Genomic DNA, 17,735 nt, shown 5'->3' with positions numbered 1-17,735 from the left:
GCTTATTGCAACAGCACTAACAGCTCACTGACATCCGCCTGCTGCTCCAGCGACAGGCAGTAAGCCTGCAACGCGGCGGTTTGCTGCGGCGTCAGTACCCGTTGCGCCAGCTGACTGAATTTCGTCAACAGCGCTGCGTCGCTTAACGGGTTGCCCGGCGATCCCAGCGGCACGGCCACATGCTGGCGCCAGCGCTGCCCGCTAAATGTTTCCAGTTCCACTATCGGTTCATCATTGCTGCTCTGCTGTGGATCGCTATGCAACACAATGCGTTGCAGCATGGCAGCAATCTCGCTACTGGCGCGTTTATCGCTGTCATATGCATCCAGCCCGGCATGACCAAACAGCACCCGTGCCGCCAGCGCATAGGGCAAACTCATCTGCGCCGCAGCGAGGCTGGCAAGGTCGCTATTGCCACACATCTCCAGCAGGAACGGATTCAGCCAGACGTGGATGCGCGCAATCTGCTCAGCCGCAACCGGGTGTTGCGCCAACAGCAGACCAACCGCATCAATCGCCGAATGGGTACCGCGACAGGAGGCATACGGCTTAATTGAACAGCGATTCAGCTTCCAGACTTCACCCAGTTCCGCGGTTAATGCTGATGGCTGACGGCTGTCGGGCGCGAAGGTTTTCAGAAAGCCGCCCCAGACATCGTCAAACGTCTGTAGCGGCCCGGTGATGCCTTTGGCCGCCAGCATTGCCGCCAGCACCCCGCCTTCCGCCGCCCGTCCGGCATGCAGTTTTTTACTCTGCGAACCATCATGGATAAAACCCCAAAGTCCGCCGCTGAAACTGGCGGCAATACCCAATGCCTGCGCGGTTTGGTTCTGATCCAGCTTAAGTAACGACGCCGCCGCCGCCGCGGCGCCAAACACGCCACAGGTGGCAGTAGAGTGCCAGCCCGCCTCATTGTGCGGCGCATAGCCACCACAGGCTTCCAGCACCCGGCGGCCAACTTCATACCCCAGCACCACGGCGCTAATCAGCGCCTTGCCGGAAACCGTGGCGCGACACAGCGGCACCAGCGCCATCACCGCCGGCAGGACTACCGCGCCAGAGTGGTCGCAGCCGCCGGTATCGTCCAGCTCATACATATGCGCCGCAACGCCGTTTAACCAGGCGGCGTTACGCGGCGAGGTTTGCCAGTGACATCCCCAGACGCTGGCCAGCGCCGCACAACCTTCAGCGGCAACCATCTGCTGCGCCGCCTGCGCGATCGGGCTATTGCTGCCCGCCAGCGTGGCGCCAAAAGTATCGAGAATATGGCGCTGCGCGCGTTGCACCAGTTCCGGCGGAAAATCGCTAAAGCGGCTGTTGGCGACAAAAGCGGACAGTTGATTCATCACCTGACTCATAACGGTGGCTCCGCGATCTGGCGGTGAAAAATCTCCGCCGGATGCTCTGGCACATTCTCCGGCTGCGTTTGCCACCAGTCGGCGACCTCCGCGGCGCTGGCCATCCACACCTGCTGATGTCCGGCGATAAAATCCAGCAATTCGCTCAGCAGGCCGATGCGCCCGGCGGTACCGATAATTTCCGCATGCAGGCGCAGGAGGTAACAGAGGCCAAAACGGTGGAAGCCGCGAAAATCCTGCTTCATATTTTCCAGCGTCTGCTGATAAGAGGCGATGCGTGACTGACCTGGTGGTACCGCCGGGCTGAGGTTAAAGGCGAAATACGGCTCGTCTTCCAGCTCATAGTGCAGCGGCAGTTCCACCAGCGGCGTCGCCGGATGGAAATAAGGCAAGTCATCGCCGCGCCAGCTGGAAGACCAGCGGATCCCTTCAGCACTCAGCGCCGCCGCCAGCCCCGGTTTCCACTGTCCTGCCGGCGTACGGAAACCCACCGGTCGTCTGCCGCAAGCCGCTTCAAGCTGGTCGCAACCCAGCCTGACGCTGGCAATCTGCTGCTCCAGCGTCAAGGTATCAAAATTCTGATGACGGTCGCCGCCACAGGCAATTTCATGTCCGGCGGCGACAATGCGGGCAAACACCGCCGGATTTTCTGCCGCCACAATCGCCGGCACAATCCAGCTGGCGCGCAGCTGTTTTTCCGCCAGTAACTTCAGCAGTCGATCCACGCCACGCAAGGTGCCGTAACGCCAGACTGACAGGGTTTTATCGCGTCCGGCGACCGCGGGAGTTTGCGTCAGAATGCCATGAATATCGTTAAAATCGATGGTCAGCACCACCGCGGATTGCTGCCCCTGCGGCCAGCGAGTCTGTTCAGTCATACTGCTGCTCCTGCAGATACCAGTGGGCGACATCGCGACAGCGCGCAAACCAGACATTACGCTGACGCATATGGGCAATAAACTGTTCCAGCAACAAAATACGCCCCGGTTTTCCACTGATTTTCGGATGAAAAAGCGTGGTCAGGCACAGGCCCTCATCCATTGCGCCATCAAATTCACGACACCAGTTATCCAGGGTCAACCCATAGCTGGCAGTGCGGTCCAGTCCTTTCGGGAAGTCTGGCTCGCGGGTATAGGCCAGCGAGGCGTAATCATCCATTTCCCATTTACCAGGAATTTCCACCAGCGGCTGCGGGTAGCCCGGCACGGCGATGGCATAGGGACGATCGTCGCCGCGCATGCTGCTGGAATAGATCACGCCGGCATCGAGTAACACCGCCGGGGTCTCCTGATGCCAGTCACCCGACGGGGTACGAAAACCCTCGGCACGAATGCCGAGGTAGTGCCAGAAGATCTCGCGCGATTTCGCCATCACCTGACGCTGCTGGTCAGCGCTCAACGCGTAAAAGGACTCATGGCGATAGCCGTGATAAGCCACCTCATGCCCTTTGTCCACTATCGCCGCACACTGGCGCGGCCACTGCTCCACCACCCACGCCGGAATAAAAAAGGTTGCCGGAACCTGATACTGCTCCAGCAGATCGAGGATCCTCCCCAGCGCGCGGAACGGGCCGTAGCCACCAAAGGTGAAATACTCCGGCTTCTGCCAGATGGAGCCGTTAAGCATGGCATCGCCGGTTGGCCCGTCCAGATCGAAGGCCAGCGCCATGCAGCCCTGCCGGCCTTCTGGCCAGCGCGGGCGAACGTCAGGTGCAGTCATGGTTATTTCCCGTTAACGGTAGCCGTGTTAATCGCGTTCGCCGCCAGACCCCATTTGCTAAGGATCTTCACGTAGCTGCCATCGGCGATCAGATCGTTAACCGCACCCTGCACCGCTGAAATCAGCGCCGGGTCGTTTTTATCAATCGCCATCCCGGTAAGCTGGGAAGCAATCGCCTGATCCAGCGGTTTATACGTGTTTTTCTCCAGATTCATCACGTAAGGCAGGGTCTCGCTACCCTGCACCGCGCCATCCAGACGGCGCTGACGCAGCTGGGTACGGGCATCGGCGGTACCTTCCGCCCCGACCACAATGATCGCTGGCTTGCCTTTGGCTTCGCAGTTCGCCGCGCTCCATTTGGCGATCTCCTGCGGGAAGGTGGTACGGCGGCTGGTGCCGACTTTTTTGCCACAGAGATCGCTGGCGGTATTGATATCCTGCCGGGATGCCAGGGTGTAGAACTGCGGGCCGGTCTGGAAATAGTCGATAAAGCTGACCACTTTCTGCCGTTCAACGGTATCGGTCATGCCGGACATCACCATATCCACACGTTTGGTCGCCACGGCGTTTACCATCTGTTCAAAAGCAATTTCCTGCCATTTGATTTTGATACCCAGTTTCTCGCCAATCGCATTCCCCAGGTCAACATCCACCCCGCTCAGGGTGTTAGTGGCCGGATCCTTAAATTCCATCGGCGGGTAGTTCGGCATAATCGCTACCGTCAGTTCCCCTTTCGTTTTAATCGCCTCTGGCAGCGCGGCAGCCCAGGCGGCGGAATTCATCAGAACAGCGACAGCAACGGCAGAAAGCACGATCTTTTTCATCTGGATTACCCTGGTTAGTGTTTAAAGAAGAATGGCGGAGATAAAGTTCTGCATCCGCGGATTTTGCGGATTCAGCAGGATGTCTTCGGGCGCACCGCGCTCGATAATGCAACCCTCATCCATGAACACCACCTGATTCGCCACCTCGCGGGCAAAGCCCATTTCATGGGTAACGACAATCATGGTGGTTCCCTCTTTCGCCAGCGTCCGCATAACCGCCAGCACCTCGCCGACCATTTCCGGGTCAAGGGCCGAGGTTGGCTCATCAAACAGCATCAGCCTGGGTTTCATTGCCAGCGCGCGGGCAATCGCCACCCGTTGCTGCTGGCCGCCGGACAGCGCCTGCGGATAAGCATGGGCTTTATTCGCCAGCCCAACGCGGTCGAGTAACGCCATGCCTTCTTCAACCGCTTCACGTTTTGGCCGCAGCAGAACGCGCGTTGGCCCCTCAATCACGTTTTCCAGCGCGGTTTTATGGGGAAACAGATTAAAACGCTGGAAGACCATGCCGGTTTGCAGACGCTGACGGGCAATTTGCTTGTCGCTCAGCGCGTGCAGCTTATTGCCGGCAATGCGGTAGCCCGCCAGTTCGTTATCTACCCAGATCCCACCCTTATCGATTTTCTCCAGCTGATTAATACAGCGTAAAAAGGTGCTTTTACCGGAACCTGACGGCCCGAGGATGCACATCACCTCGCCGTAGTTCACCTCGAGGCTGACATCTTTCAGGGCATGGAAGCTGTCAAAATACTTATTCACCTCAACGGCTCTGACGATATTTCTCATCGCGGAGTCTCCTTAGTTACGGCGGCGCTGGCCGCGAGAGAAATAGCGCTCAAGGCGGCTTTGCCCGAACGACAGCACGGTGACAATAATCAGGTACCAGATACCCGCCACGAACAGCAATTCCATAACGCGCGCGTTGGCGTAGTAGATGTTTTGGGTGTTGTAGAGCAGTTCTGAGTACTGGATCATGCTGGCCAGGCTGGTGGTTTTGATCATGCTGATAAATTCATTGCCGACCGGCGGCAGGATCACGCGCATCGCCTGCGGCAGAATAATGCGTTGCAATGCCTGCAGGCGCGGCATGCCGATCGACTTTGCCGCTTCATACTGACCGGTATCCACCGACAGCAACCCGGCACGCACCACTTCGGAGGTGTAGGCCCCCTGGTTAATGCTTAGCCCGAGGAGCGCCGCGACAAATGGCGTCATCACATTGACGGTTTCAATGCTAAAGACGCCGGGAATCGAGATCACCGGGAACACCAGCGCCAGGTTGAACCACAGCAGCAGTTGCAGGATCAGCGGCGTACCGCGAAAAATCCACGCGTAGCCAACCGAGATGTAGTGCAAAACCGGATTCGGCGACATATACATAATCGCCGCCACCACGCCAAACACGATGCCCAGCGCCATCGCCAGAATTGACATCACCAGGGTGTTAACCACCCCGTCGAGAATGGCGCGGGCGGTAAAGAACTGCCCGACAAATGACCACTCGATTTTGCCCTGCGAGAAAGCATGCACCAGCGACAGCAGCAGCAGGATAATCACCACCGTGGCGGTAATCCGTCCGTAATAGCGGCGTGGCACCACCTGATACTGCCTGAGATCGTAAGCCTGTTCCGCGTGCGGCCTGTCTGCGGTTTGGTTAACGTTTTGCGAACTCTTCATTCCGGCTCCGAAGGTCAATACTGCGGGTTCACAGACGCGGGCCGGCATAGGCATTCACCCAGCCGGCCTGCTGCTGCATACGCTCTTTCAGACGGGTAATCTGCTCGCTGACGCGCGCCGGCGCGGTGCCGCCGAAACCATCGCGGGAATGGATAGCCGCTTCCAGCGTCAGCGCCGCACGCACTTCCGGCGTCAGTCGCGCGTCCACCTCAGCCAGTTGCCGATCGCTCAGTTCGGAGAGGCCAATCGCGTGGAATTCACACAGTTGCACCAGCTTGCCGGTAATTTCATGGGCTTCTTTAAACGGTACGCCACGCATCGCCAGCCAGTCGGCGACCTCGGTCGCCAGGGTAAAGCCATCCGGCGCCTGAGCCAGCAGCTCCGCTTTGTTGACCTTCATGGTTTCAATCATTCCGGCCATTGCCGGCAGCACCAGAAGCAGGGTATCGACCGAGTCGATGGCGCTACGCTTGTCTTCACTGAGATCGCGGTTGTAGGAGAGCGGCATCGCCTTCATGGTAGCGAGCATCGCCGTCAGATTGCCGATCAGGCGGCCGCTGCGGCCACGGGTCAGCTCGGCAATATCCGGATTTTTCTTCTGCGGCATAATGGAACTGCCGGTGGCATAGCTGTCGCTGATTTCCACCCAGCGGAACTGGCGTGAAGTCCACAGACAAATCTCTTCACTGATGCGCGACAGGTTGACGCCAATCATGCTGGTGATAAACAGGAACTCGGCGACATAATCACGGCTGGCGACGGCATCAATTGAGTTTTCACACGGGGCGCGGTAACCCAGTTCTTGCGCCGCCAGCTCAGGACGACGGGCAATTGCCGAGCCGGCCAGCGCCGCCGCGCCGAGCGGTGAAAAGGCGCTGCGGTTATCCCAGTCCTGAATACGCTCTATATCGCGCGAAAATGACTGTGCATGGGCCAGCAACTGATGGGCAAACACAATCGGCTGCGCCTGTTGCAGATGGGTGAAACCCGGTGCGATAGTCTGTGTGTGCTGTTCGGCCTGGCTGACCAGCGCCTGTTGCAGGCAAAGCAGCGCGCTGGTGATACGCCGCACGTTGTCACGCAGATAGAGGCGCAGATCGTTAACCGTCTGGTCGTTGCGCGAGCGCCCGGCACGCAGCTTGCCGCCCAGCGCCCCGAGGCGCTCGGTCAGCACACGTTCAATAAAGGTATGCACATCTTCATCGGCGTAAATCGGGTCGACTTTTCCGGCACGGTAGTCGGCATCCAGTCGATCGATAGCAGCGATCATTTCGACGGTTTCCGCCGCGGTCAGCAGACCGGCACGCTGCAGTTCGTGAGCATGGGCGCGGCAGCCGGCAAGATCGTACGGCGCGAGGGCGAAATAGTGATCGGGACTGCGCGACAGCGCGGTTAAGGCGGCGGCTGGCGCCGTTTTAAAACGGGCGCCCCATAAACGATCGGCACTGTCAGACATGATTCCTCTCTCATTGCGCGGTTCACCCCGACAGCCGATAGATAAGCAAATCATCTGACCGGGGCGTAAGCGATAAATAAAAGTTATTTTAATTTACCATCTGGTAATTAGCGACTAATTCAGGTTCACTCTTACTTTCACTGTATTTCCGCCGGGGTTGAATATTTATTATGGAAAGTAAGCTTTCCAACACAGGAAACATGAATTACCTGCGCAGCGATAATTCATCGATGTCCATTAACAATGTCGACCTGAAGTTATTACGTGTATTTAAATGCGTGGTAGATTCGGGCGGACTGACCTCTGCCAGTCACGAACTGAATATTGGTCTGGCAGCGATCAGTAAGCAGGTTTCCGATTTAGAGATTCGCCTCGGAATGACACTGTGCAGCCGTGGACGGGAAGGCTTCGAGCTGACGGAATATGGCATTACGGTGTACCAGGCTACGCTGGAGTTGTTTGCTTCGCTGAATATTTTTCGCGAACGGCTGCATAACAGTCGCAATGAGGTGCTTGGCGATCTGAGTATCAGCGTCGTCGACAATACCATCTCAGACCCGCACTCACCGGTAGCCAAAGCAGTGCAACGGCTGCATAGCGCTGCACCAAAAGTAAACATTCGCCTGCAAACCGCGCATCTGGATGATATTGAAAAGGGATTAAATGAGGAGCGTTTTAATTGCGCTATTGCACCGGTATATGATGAGAAAAGCGAATTTGATTATTATTCACTTTATACCGAAACCTCATGTTTATATTGCAGCAGTGAACATCCGTTATTTTCCGCCAATAATAGCGACATTACCCTGGAGGTATTAAAAAACCAGAAAATCATTAATCATACCTATGTCACTCATCGTCATAACAATAAGCTATTCGCCTTTAGCAGCAGTAAAATTCAGGCGGTGCAGGTTGAAGCGGTGGCGATGCTGATCCTTACCGGGCATTTTATTGGTTATCTCCCGGCACATTATGCTGAGCGTTATGTGACGGAGAAAAAAATGCGGGCTATCGGCCCGGATGAACTTCAGGTAAAAACCCCCTTCTGCCTGATTATTAAAAAAGGGCGCAAAATAAATCAGCTGATCAAGTTATTTATCGACTCGCTGGGGATCGGCTAAGCTTATGCACTACCATGGAGCATCCGGCGCTGAGCGGCAACCGTAGCAAAGGAGCGCTTACGCGCCCCCTGCGCCGATCAGGCAACGGTAAACTGCCCTACCAGTTCCGCCATTGATTCAGACTGCTGATCCAGCAGCTGGCTGGAACAGGTCGCGGCGGAAACCATCGACGCATTCTGCTGAGTCACCTGCTCAAGCTGAGAAATAGCAAAATTAACCTGCGCTACGCCGAGAGATTGTTCCTCAGCGGCGCGGGCAATGTCCGTCACATAGTGTTTCATTCTGACGGTTTGCTCACTGGCGCTGGCCAGGGCTTTACCGGAAGCTTCAACCCTTGCCACCCCCACCACCACTTTTTCCATGGTAAGACGCACCAGGTCGCGAATTTGTTGTGCTTCGCGCGCACAACGCTGCGACAGGTTTCGCACCTCATTGGCCACGACGGCAAAACCTTTACCCTGCTCTCCCGCCCGGGCAGCTTCAACCGCTGCATTCAGCGCCAGCAGGTTGGTCTGAAAGGAGATATCGTCAATGGCGCCGACAATACCGCCGATCCGCTCGCTGGACTGACGAATATCCCCCATGGTTTCACTCGCCTGTTGGGCGATCAGATTGGCCTGCTGCATCTGCGTTTCCAGCTCTGACGTCAGTTGTTCAACCTGATGCGCATTGTCAGCCGTTTGCTGAATAGCCGTGGCAATTTGTTCCATGCTGGCGGCAGTTTCTACCAGAGAAGAGGCCTGCTCATCGGTGCGTTGCGCCAGATCTTCGTTACCGCTGGCAATATCATTACTGGCAATGCGTAACGCGCCGGAACTGGTTTTTATTTGCTGCACCATCTGCTGAATTTTTTCGATCGACTGGTTATACGCCTGATTCAGTGCTGACAGCTCATCGCTGCCGGGTACGGCCAGGCGCTGCGTAAGATCTCCGCCCATACTGGCGATGGTGTTCAGCGTATGGCTGAGCTGTGAATCAATGCTTTTCACAATCATCCTGGCAATCAGGAGCGCACCCAGCAGCGCCAGCAGCGTGATCGCCAGGAACAGTATGCGATCCTGTCTTGCGCTGGCATGGATCGCATCGGCAGTGCTGAGTAACTGTCCGGCAAGGCGATTTTCCTGCGTTTTCAATACATCAATACGTTTCGATTGCAGGGCAAACCATAGCTGAGCACTGATGCCTAAGTGATCGCTGCTCGCCAGTTGCAGGGCCTGTTGGCGCAGCTCCAGCGCGTCGCGGCTCTCCGGTTGCTGCATCAGTTGCGCAAACGAGCGGCGGAAATCACTATCGGCAGAGAGGAACAGCGCATTTTGCCAGGCCTGCTGCGCACCCACCAGGGTATTCAGTTTCTGTTGTTGCGCGACGGTGAAATGGTCGCTGGCAAATACCGCCGCTAATACCGCCCGTTCAATACCTGCCTGCTCTTTTAAATTCAGCAGACTGTAATAGGCATCCAGGTTTTTCATTATCTCAGCAGAAGTGGCGTTCTGGCTGATGTTACTGACAATATTCATCAGGTTAACAATATTCTGGCTGTACCAGGCCACCGCTTCATTTGGCGCTAATTGCTGCTGACCGATCCTGCCACGCATGGCGGTCAGCGGCGCAATGGTCTGGCTGAATGCGGCAATCGAATCATGGAGACTGTCATCGGCATTTTGCTTAACCATCAGCTCGAAGCGGGCCAGCATTGCATCAGTTTTAGCCTGCTGCTGCTGTAAATCCGCCGCAAACTGCACACCTTTACTGCTCAGGAAACCGGAACTCATCCCGCGCTCTTTTTGCAATTCATGAATGCCGTCGCCAGCGGCTTTCGCCACTTCAACCTGTTGTTTCAGCAGGGTCATTTGCTGTTCAATATGCAGGCGGGTGGTAATACCGTTAGCCGACAGCCAGATCAACACGACTGAAAGCGGAACGAGCGCAATACCGATCTTGAATTTCATCGCAACATGGTAGATCCAGGACATAGTTCAATCCCCGTGAAACATCAGCAGGCGTAATGGGTGTATCAACAGATATCGGAAGATAAATGACTTTCTTGATTAATAAACCATCAGCACAGCGGCTAATGCAGGGAAGTTTGCGCCAGAACAATTTTCAGCGGCACTGGCGTTATGCCTTAATCCGGGTATTGGCCCGCGCCCAATTGCCTGACGCGCAGGTTGTGACAAGAGCAACACAGCAGCGGCCATTGTCATACTTACCCTTAGCCGCCGGACGGGCTGAATCTATTCAGTGATAATTGATCAGATCGCTTCATCCGCACAGACTAACCTACCGGTGCCCGGCAATTGTGCGAAGCTATCCTGTATGTATTGGCCAAAGCCGCACGGCTTTCAGGGCAGCATATAACACGCAGAACAGGAGGATAATGATGAACTCAGAAAATCCAACTATCGCCCTCATCGGTCCGGGGGCTATCGGCACAACCATCGCTGCGGCGCTTTCTGAGGTCGGGCGCACGCCGACGATTTGCGGCCGCTCGGCGCACCAGCATCTGGATCTGCGCTTCGACGGCGGTCATATCGTGGTGCCCGGGCCAGTAGAAATTGATCCGGCCGCGATTAAAAACAGCGTCGATCTGGTTTTCGTCGCCGTCAAGTCAACACAGCTGGAGGCGGCGGCGCCGTGGCTTGCTGCATTATGCAGTGCGCAGACAGTAGTCTGTGTACTGCAAAACGGCGTTGAACAGAAAACACACTTTGCCCCCTGGCTGTCCGGCAACCCGCTGCTGCCGTCGGTGGTGTGGTTCCCGGCGCAACGCGAAACCGATACCTCGGTATGGTTACGTGGCAAACCGCGTCTTACCATACCGGACACGCCAGCCACCAGTGTGGTGCTTGCGGCATTGCACGGCACACGATGTGCGGTGGAGGTAGCGCAGGACTTCACCTCGGTCGCATGGCGAAAACTTCTCCAGAACGCGGTCGCGGGGTTAATGGTACTGGCGGGTCGCCGTGCGGGTATGTTCTCCCGAACCGACATTACCCGGCTGTCTCTGGCCTACCTGCGGGAATGCCTGGAGGTGGCTCGTGCGGAAGGCGCGATACTGGGCGACGAAGTACCGCAAGAGATCATCGATGGATTTCAGCGTTTGCCAGCCGACCTGGGTACGTCGATCCTCGCCGACCGGCAAGCCGGCCGCCCCCTTGAATGGGACATCCGCAACGGGGTGGTGCAGCGATATGGTCAGGCTCACGGTATCCCTACGCCGATTAGCGATCTGGTGGTGCCGCTGCTGGCCGCTGCCAGTGATGGGCCCGGCTAATATTACCGCCGTCAATGCAGAGCATGGATGCTGATATTATGGTGCGGTAATCAATGGGAGCAGGTCAGTACAACACGTACTTCGGCATTGATCCGCAACATTTCAGGTAAAAAAATAGCGATTATTTATTGATGCCAGACGACACTTTCTTCTATAGAAACCCGCCCTTCCCTGTAACTCAGGGAGGGATGAGTTGTATCTGGAATTCCAAACGAGATACCGTAAAGCAGCCTAAAATTCTCAGGCACATTTAAGATCCGACGCACCGTTTGGGCAAAGTAACTCAGTACTGCCTGTGGGACTCCGGCATAACCGCGAGCAGCCAGAGAAAGAAGGAATGTCTGTGCATACATACCGGCATCGGAGGCAACGCGAACGTTGTCCCCCACGGCAGGAATGAACAATAGCGCTACATGGGGCGCACCGAAAAATTTAACATTACGCCCGACCACTTCTGAACGACTCAACGTATCGCCACGCGCAACGCCCAGTGACTGGTAGTACGAGCGCCCCTGCTCCGAAGCTCGTTGCCTGTAAGGCTCGGGATAGGCTGCTTTATCGAATGTAAAATCAAGACTGTAGCTCCCGGCCTTCAGATCTGCCGTCAGTGCATGGCTTAATTCATGAAGCTTATCTCCCGCGACGATATGCAGGCACCAGGGTTGAGTATTGCAGTTGGATGGCGCGCATTGCGCTTCGAGCAAAATGTCTTCGAGGACATCGCAGGGAATATGGGATGGAAGAAAGGCTCTTGCCGAGTACCTGTTTTTTACAACCTCACTAAATGTTGGCTCTTGCGAACTCATTTGCTCCTCCGCCTGAAAGTAATCTGCAGTGAATTAATCACGCTCTCCAGATCCATCTTGTCATATCAGGCTTATCGTTATTATTCCTTGCCCCAGATTAGGTCTATGAATTTCATTCATAGCGTCTATTTAAGTGGCGTGATTATCTTTCACCGCAATTTCGTTAATCTGGGTATATCGCGTGAATAAGCGCGGTGAAAGGCAGCGGAAAGTGACTGCCGGCAGAGGGCATACCCCAGCCTGTCCGGCTGGGGTGTCACAGCAGGCAAACTAAATATTCTTATCGAAAAAGACGTCTAACTTTTGCAAAGCCTGGTCAACGTACTCAGGAACCCAATAAGTCTCGATATGGGTAGCGCCGTCGATCAGGAAGAGTTCTTTGTCCTGCGTTCCGGTGGCTTTAGCGAACGCATCTTTAGTCATATAGAGCGTATCCGCTTTTGTACCGGCAATCATCAGCAGTGGTTTATTGATGAGATTGAGATGGTCTGTCACGTCAAAGCTCATCAAATCCAGCAGGCTGCTTGTGGTGTATTTAAACGTTGAGTTCGGGTGTGCGTGAGTTTTCCAATAGTACTCATAGCCCTGTCGATATAAGGCAAAAGGTAATTTAGCGATCTGTTCATCAGTCAGGTTTGCATCGCCGGAATAAAGAATTTCGCCTCCGGCAGCTTCCTGAGCGCGAGCGTCAGAAGCCTGCTGAAGCCGCTGCTGGACAGTATCCAGCTGTGAATTCTGAAAACCATTACGGCGCACGAGACCTGAATTAAACATGCTAATTGTTGCAATCGATTTGAATCGTTTATCCGTTTCGGCGGCAACAAGTGAATACCCGCCGCCTCCACAGATACCAAGCAGACCGAGGCGAGAAGTATCAACCCCCGGATACTGGCTGATGTAATCAGCCATGCCGTGAACATCTTCAATGCGGTTAGCAGGTTTATCTACGCTGCGAGGCATACCACCGCTGCCCCCCTGCCAGGCTGCATCGGCGGTGATAGTGATGTAACCATGCTCGGCGAGGCGCTGCGCATACAACCCGGCGACCTGCTCTTTTACGCCGCCATTCGGATGTGCGACCACAACTGCAGGGTATTTTTTGGCGGGATCGTAGTTAGCAGGCGTATAGACATTCGCGGCAATCTGGATGCCGTGCAGATCGTATTTCACCGGATGAATATTGACCTTGCCTTTGACGTTCTCGGTGATGGCGCCGTCATAGACAAGTGTGAAGGGATTTTTTTTGTAATCAGCCGCATTGACTGAGGTAACTCCGGCGATTGCCGTGAGCAGGATTGCACTTAAAAGATTGAATTTCATTGTCTCTCCCGTTGAGTGTCAGCCTGGCAATGCAGGCTCGCGGAATTAAATTTGCAGCCTCAGATTAGGGAGAAAGTGCTGTCAGCATCGTGACGGGGAAATAACATTTTTGTCAGGAAACGGACTGGGTTTATCAATCGTACGTGCCGTCGCCATCATGTACCGGGGGGATGTCTTTGCGCGTAGTGAAGGTGGCATCAATACATTTGGCCTCACCTTTGCCATGCAACCGGATAAAGCGGTCAGCAATGCTCACTCAGGGACTGCACCGGGACCAGGGTTAACTGACAGAATTGTCAGGCAGTCGTCAGCCTGACGACATCACTCCCTCGTTAAACTCATCGCAGGCTATCCCCTCTTTATGGATAAGGACGCTTTGCATGATAAGAAATTTACGTTACCTCGGGCTGTTACTGCCCCTGTTTACGTTTTCATCCTGGGCAGCGGAACAAGGTTCCGCTGCCCATATCGCCCCCGCCGGAAGTCAGAACGCGGTGTATGGGCCAGCGGAGAACTTTACCGGTCGCGTCCGGGTTGATCCGCTGTTCAAACCGGATAACGACATCAGTGTTTCCGGGGCTTATGTCACCTTTGAGCCTGGCGCTCGCTCCGCCTGGCATACGCATCCGGCAGGTCAGCGGCTTATTGTGACCTCCGGCGTAGGGCTCACCCAGCAGGAAGGCCAGCCGGTGCAGGTAATCCGTGCTGGCGACGTTGTCTCTTGCCCGGCAGGTGTCAAACACTGGCACGGGGCTGCGCCTGGCAGTGCCATGACGCATCTGGCGATAACCGGGATGGTGGATGGCAAAAGCGTTAACTGGAAGGAGTTGGTGACAGATGAACAATACCACGCCCATTAAGGTATTAACGGCAGCGGTACTACTGACCTTGGGTTTTGGTCCCACGGTAAATGCTGCGCCCGTCAATAAAGGAGCCTCAGAAATGAACCAGGAACAAACCGTTTCAGATACGCTGTCAGCTCGCCAACAGGCCATCCCTTTAATTGCGGCATCGATGGCCAGCAGTCAGATGGATAAGCTGAATTCTGCCCTGAATCAGGGACTTGACGCAGGGCTCACGATAAACGAAGCCAAAGAAATTCTCGTGCAGCTCTATGCCTACACCGGCTTCCCTCGTAGTCTGAATGCGCTTAATGAACTGATGAAGGTCGTCGAGGCACGTAAACAACGTGGTATCAAAGACGTTGAAGGTAAAGAACCTGTCGCCCCGATCCCTGTCGGAGACGAGCTTCGCCTTGTCGGTACCGCAAACCAGACTAAAATCTCAGGCGCTCCCGTCCGGGGCCCCCTGTTTGATTTTGCGCCGGTCATTAATCAATTCCTGCAAACGCATCTGTTCGGCGATATCTTCGCCCGCGATAACCTCGACTGGCAAAGCCGCGAGCTGGCAACGGTTGGCGCATTAGCGGCCACGCCGGGTGTTGAAGCACAATTGTTATCACATACCCGAGCGAGCCTGCGGGTCGGCCTGACGGCAGCGCAGTTGCGCCAGCTGGCACAGGCTCTGCGTGAACATGGCGAAAATGACGCCGCCATGCGAGCGGAAAAGGCGCTACAACAGGCGCTGGCAAACAATTAGGAGTTGGTTATGGAGCATGATCCCACCCGCAGAATGTTAATTACAGCGCTTGCCGGGCTCACGCTGGCGAACGTCTCCCTGGCATCAGCAGCGACCGGAAACGCAAACGTGCGGGGCAAAAGCCGTATTCTGGTGGCGTACTTTTCCCGTAGTGGGAACACACGGGTAATTGCGGGCATCATTCACCGCAGCCTGAAAACCGATATGTTTGCAATCGAACCGGCCACACCTTATCCGGAAGACTATTTTCAGACCGTTGAACAGGCGAAAAATGAGCGTGAACGGGGAGTAAAACCTGCATTAAAAAATAGCGTCGCAGATATCGAACGCTATGAGACCGTGTATTTAGGCTTTCCCATCTGGGGGACCAGCGTGCCCCCCGTAGTGCAAACATTTCTGAGCAGCCATAACCTTGCGGATAAATTACTCATCCCCTTCATTACCCACGGCGGCTACGGTAAAGGGGACAGCGACGATATCCTTGCCAGTCTGGCCCCAACCGCTCGCCGCGAAAAACCGCTGGTCATTGAATGCGATCAGGAGCGGAGAACCACAGAAACGGTCACCAGTTGGTTAGAGACGATACGCGGCTAATCGTCCGCATTTATGAGTCTGCCAAATAAGGGCAATCAAGGGTGCTAAATAATTAACTCTGACAACTCAGATATGATTGAACTGCAAACATAACAGAGGATGTAATCTTGAAGACAATCTTAAAAACGCTGGCCATCTGCGTAATGGTGGGTGGTCTGGTGGCTCAGTCGGTATATGCCGAGCCATTGGTCATTCAGGAACAAGGAAGCTTTTCTGCTGGTGGCACTATCATCACCGCACCAGGGAAATTTGACGCGAAAAAGCCGCTGGACTCTACTGGTCAAACTTATCATGGCGATCATGCGTCAGTGTTCTACCAAATCCCGGAGAATCCGCATAAATACCCTATTGTCATGCTGCATGGCGCAGGTCAGTTTTCCCGTACCTGGGAAAGCACCCCGGATGGTCGTGAAGGGTTCCAGAACATATTCCTGCGTCGCGGATTCTCAACCTATCTTGTCGATCAGCCGCGTCGGGGCAGCGCCGGGCGCACTGCCGTAGAAGGTACTGTTACGCCAAAACCTGATGAGCAAATGTGGTTTAATCAGTTCCGTGTGGGCGTGTGGCCAGAGTATTTTAACGGCGTTCAGTTCTCTCACGACAAAGAAGCACTAAATCAGTATTTCCGCCAGATGACCCCGAATACCGGGCCGTTTGATATCAATGTTATCTCTGATGCGATGTCCGCAGTAGTGGATAAATCCGGCCCGGCTATCCTCTTCACCCACTCTCAGGGCGGTGGGCCTGGCTGGTACACGGCGATGAAAAACGACAAGGTCAAAGCCATTGTTGCCTTCGAGCCTGGCAGCAGTTTTGTCTTCCCGGAGAAAGAACTACCCGCCCCAATGCCAAGTGCGTTCGACACGCTGAAGGGTGAGCCAGTGCCGATGGAACAGTTTATGCCGCTGACTAAAATCCCGATTCTGATTATTTACGGCGATAACATACCGGATAAGCCTGTCGCCATGCCTGCCCAGGACAGCTGGCGCGTACGGCTGGCGATGGCTCGTGAGTGGCGTGACATAGTGAACAAGCATGGCGGGGATGTGACCGTGACGCATCTGCCTGAGGTAGGAATCAAAGGTAATACCCACTTCCCTTTCTCTGATCTGAATAATGTTCAGATTGCTGATTTGGTGAGTCAGTTTTTGAAAGAGAAAAATCTGCAGTAGGACGAGATAATAAAGCTCTGTCATATCGTTTTTATCGATCAAACCCATAACAGATGATAACCAAGAACTATCAATATCATATAATCGATCGATTTAGACAATTAATAAACAATCAACAGGAGCTTATTAAGCTCTATAAACTATCAATTAACTTTAATCGATCAATTTTATAGATCAATAAGTTAATGAATTTTTTAATCAATTATTGGATTTGTGAGAGGGGAAAGGATGTTTTCTGCCCCTCTACTCTCTAAAGGGCCATCTGTATGTGTCCTGATTTGGGTTAATGAAAACCCGGTTGCGGATATAGTCAGTGGGCATACCCTGTGGCAAACTTAAGTTTTCTCAGGCACAGGGAATCTGCTCAATGTCCGAAAGCCACGCTACCTGTCTGTTCACCGAAGGCCGGATAACGCTTCCGGACCAGTATCAGGACCGCACGGTTAATGTCTTTACCCTTTCCGGCGAGAACGCACCCGCATTTAACATCTCACGAGATACCCTCAATGATGGAGAGGCGCTGCCGGACTATATCAGTCGCCAGTTAGCGCTCATGGATAAGCATCTTAAAGGATGGAAACTGTCTCTGCGCGAAGCCGCCGTACTGGGGGAAAATTTTGTACACGGTGAATGTATTCATGCCAGCTACCTTCGTGATAACCAGCGGGTCTTTCAGCAGCAGGCGGTCTTTAATTCAGCGGATAACCATATTCTGGTGTTCACTATGACCGGTGTGGAAAAAATCAGGGACACGGACAGTCAGCGCTTTCAGGCGCTGCTCGCCAGTTTTCAGTTTAACACTTAACAATTAAGGA

Annotated in this window: 17 protein-coding genes and 1 pseudogene; 8 read left to right on the top strand and 10 right to left on the bottom strand. The window is 54.6% G+C overall.

What is annotated here, in order from left to right:
* Positions 1-2: 2 nt before the first annotated feature.
* From JWF83_RS07265 to argH, 7 genes are read right to left on the bottom strand one after another with little or no spacing between them, the layout of a single operon-like run.
* Positions 3-1,358: an MmgE/PrpD family protein gene (locus JWF83_RS07265; RefSeq protein WP_413649521.1), complete on the bottom strand. Its 1,356-nt coding sequence runs from the start codon at positions 1,356-1,358 to the stop codon at positions 3-5.
* Positions 1,355-2,236: a polysaccharide deacetylase family protein gene (locus JWF83_RS07260; protein WP_413649520.1), complete on the bottom strand. Its 882-nt coding sequence runs from the start codon at positions 2,234-2,236 to the stop codon at positions 1,355-1,357. The genes JWF83_RS07265 and JWF83_RS07260 overlap by 4 nt, the downstream gene beginning before the upstream one ends.
* Positions 2,229-3,077 (bottom strand): polysaccharide deacetylase family protein, encoded by an 849-nt coding sequence (locus JWF83_RS07255; RefSeq protein WP_413649519.1) that lies wholly within the window; start codon positions 3,075-3,077, stop codon positions 2,229-2,231. The genes JWF83_RS07260 and JWF83_RS07255 overlap by 8 nt, the downstream gene beginning before the upstream one ends.
* Positions 3,078-3,079: 2 nt before the next feature.
* Positions 3,080-3,901 (bottom strand): ABC transporter substrate-binding protein, encoded by an 822-nt coding sequence (locus JWF83_RS07250; RefSeq protein WP_413649518.1) that lies wholly within the window; start codon positions 3,899-3,901, stop codon positions 3,080-3,082.
* 21 nt (positions 3,902-3,922) lie between these two features.
* Positions 3,923-4,687 carry an amino acid ABC transporter ATP-binding protein gene (locus JWF83_RS07245; RefSeq protein WP_413649517.1) on the bottom strand — a complete coding sequence of 255 codons (765 nt, stop codon included), beginning with the start codon at positions 4,685-4,687 and terminating at the stop codon, positions 3,923-3,925.
* 12 nt (positions 4,688-4,699) lie between these two features.
* Positions 4,700-5,578, bottom strand: a complete 879-nt coding sequence (locus tag JWF83_RS07240; RefSeq protein ID WP_413649516.1) for an amino acid ABC transporter permease — start codon at positions 5,576-5,578, stop codon at positions 4,700-4,702.
* A gap of 28 nt (positions 5,579-5,606) precedes the next feature.
* A complete protein-coding gene (gene argH, locus JWF83_RS07235; protein ID WP_413649515.1) occupies positions 5,607-7,034 on the bottom strand; it encodes an argininosuccinate lyase in 1,428 nt (475 codons plus the stop codon).
* 170 nt (positions 7,035-7,204) lie between these two features.
* On the opposite strand from argH, the gene JWF83_RS07230 reads away from it, so the two are divergent.
* Positions 7,205-8,155, top strand: a complete 951-nt coding sequence (locus JWF83_RS07230; protein WP_413649514.1) for a LysR family transcriptional regulator — start codon at positions 7,205-7,207, stop codon at positions 8,153-8,155.
* Positions 8,156-8,232: 77 nt separating this feature from the next.
* Here JWF83_RS07230 and JWF83_RS07225 read toward each other — a convergent pair whose 3' ends face one another.
* Positions 8,233-10,128: a methyl-accepting chemotaxis protein gene (locus JWF83_RS07225; RefSeq protein ID WP_413649513.1), complete on the bottom strand. Its 1,896-nt coding sequence runs from the start codon at positions 10,126-10,128 to the stop codon at positions 8,233-8,235.
* Between the two features lie 407 nt (positions 10,129-10,535).
* Here JWF83_RS07225 and JWF83_RS07220 point away from each other — a divergent pair, with 407 nt between their 5' ends.
* Entirely contained in the window at positions 10,536-11,429 is an 894-nt protein-coding gene (locus JWF83_RS07220) for an oxidoreductase (RefSeq protein ID WP_413649741.1), read from the top strand.
* Positions 11,430-11,554: 125 nt separating this feature from the next.
* On the opposite strand, the gene JWF83_RS07215 is transcribed toward JWF83_RS07220, so the two are convergent.
* Together JWF83_RS07215 and JWF83_RS07210 are read right to left on the bottom strand one after the other, a co-directional pair.
* Positions 11,555-12,235 (bottom strand): nitroreductase, encoded by a 681-nt coding sequence (locus tag JWF83_RS07215; protein WP_413649512.1) that lies wholly within the window; start codon positions 12,233-12,235, stop codon positions 11,555-11,557.
* 270 nt (positions 12,236-12,505) lie between these two features.
* On the bottom strand, positions 12,506-13,555 hold the full coding sequence (locus JWF83_RS07210) for an alpha/beta hydrolase (protein ID WP_413649511.1): 1,050 nt from the start codon (positions 13,553-13,555) through the stop codon (positions 12,506-12,508).
* 118 nt (positions 13,556-13,673) lie between these two features.
* On the opposite strand from JWF83_RS07210, the pseudogene JWF83_RS07205 reads away from it, so the two are divergent.
* From JWF83_RS07205 to JWF83_RS07180, 6 genes and pseudogenes are all read left to right on the top strand, one after another.
* Positions 13,674-13,871: pseudogene (locus tag JWF83_RS07205) on the top strand (two-component sensor histidine kinase); the annotation flags it as partial.
* A 64-nt stretch (positions 13,872-13,935) separates the two neighbouring features.
* Positions 13,936-14,415, top strand: a complete 480-nt coding sequence (locus JWF83_RS07200; protein WP_413649510.1) for a cupin domain-containing protein — start codon at positions 13,936-13,938, stop codon at positions 14,413-14,415.
* Positions 14,393-15,154, top strand: coding sequence for a carboxymuconolactone decarboxylase family protein (locus JWF83_RS07195; protein ID WP_413649509.1), 762 nt, complete (start codon positions 14,393-14,395; stop codon positions 15,152-15,154). The genes JWF83_RS07200 and JWF83_RS07195 overlap by 23 nt, the downstream gene beginning before the upstream one ends.
* Positions 15,155-15,163: 9 nt before the next feature.
* On the top strand, positions 15,164-15,748 hold the full coding sequence (locus JWF83_RS07190) for a flavodoxin (RefSeq protein WP_413649508.1): 585 nt from the start codon (positions 15,164-15,166) through the stop codon (positions 15,746-15,748).
* Between the two features lie 107 nt (positions 15,749-15,855).
* The gene (locus JWF83_RS07185; RefSeq protein WP_413649507.1) at positions 15,856-16,920 is read left to right on the top strand and encodes an alpha/beta hydrolase; all 1,065 of its coding nucleotides are present in this window, start codon (positions 15,856-15,858) and stop codon (positions 16,918-16,920) included.
* Positions 16,921-17,287: 367 nt separating this feature from the next.
* On the top strand, positions 17,288-17,725 hold the full coding sequence (locus tag JWF83_RS07180; RefSeq protein ID WP_413649506.1) for a DcrB-related protein: 438 nt from the start codon (positions 17,288-17,290) through the stop codon (positions 17,723-17,725).
* Positions 17,726-17,735 lie beyond the last annotated feature (10 nt).

This window comes from Pantoea sp. B65 (assembly GCF_047308185.1).
Classification (GTDB): domain Bacteria; phylum Pseudomonadota; class Gammaproteobacteria; order Enterobacterales; family Enterobacteriaceae; genus Erwinia.
Note: the sequence above shows the minus strand (reverse complement) of the source record. Positions and strands in the feature narration are given on the sequence as shown.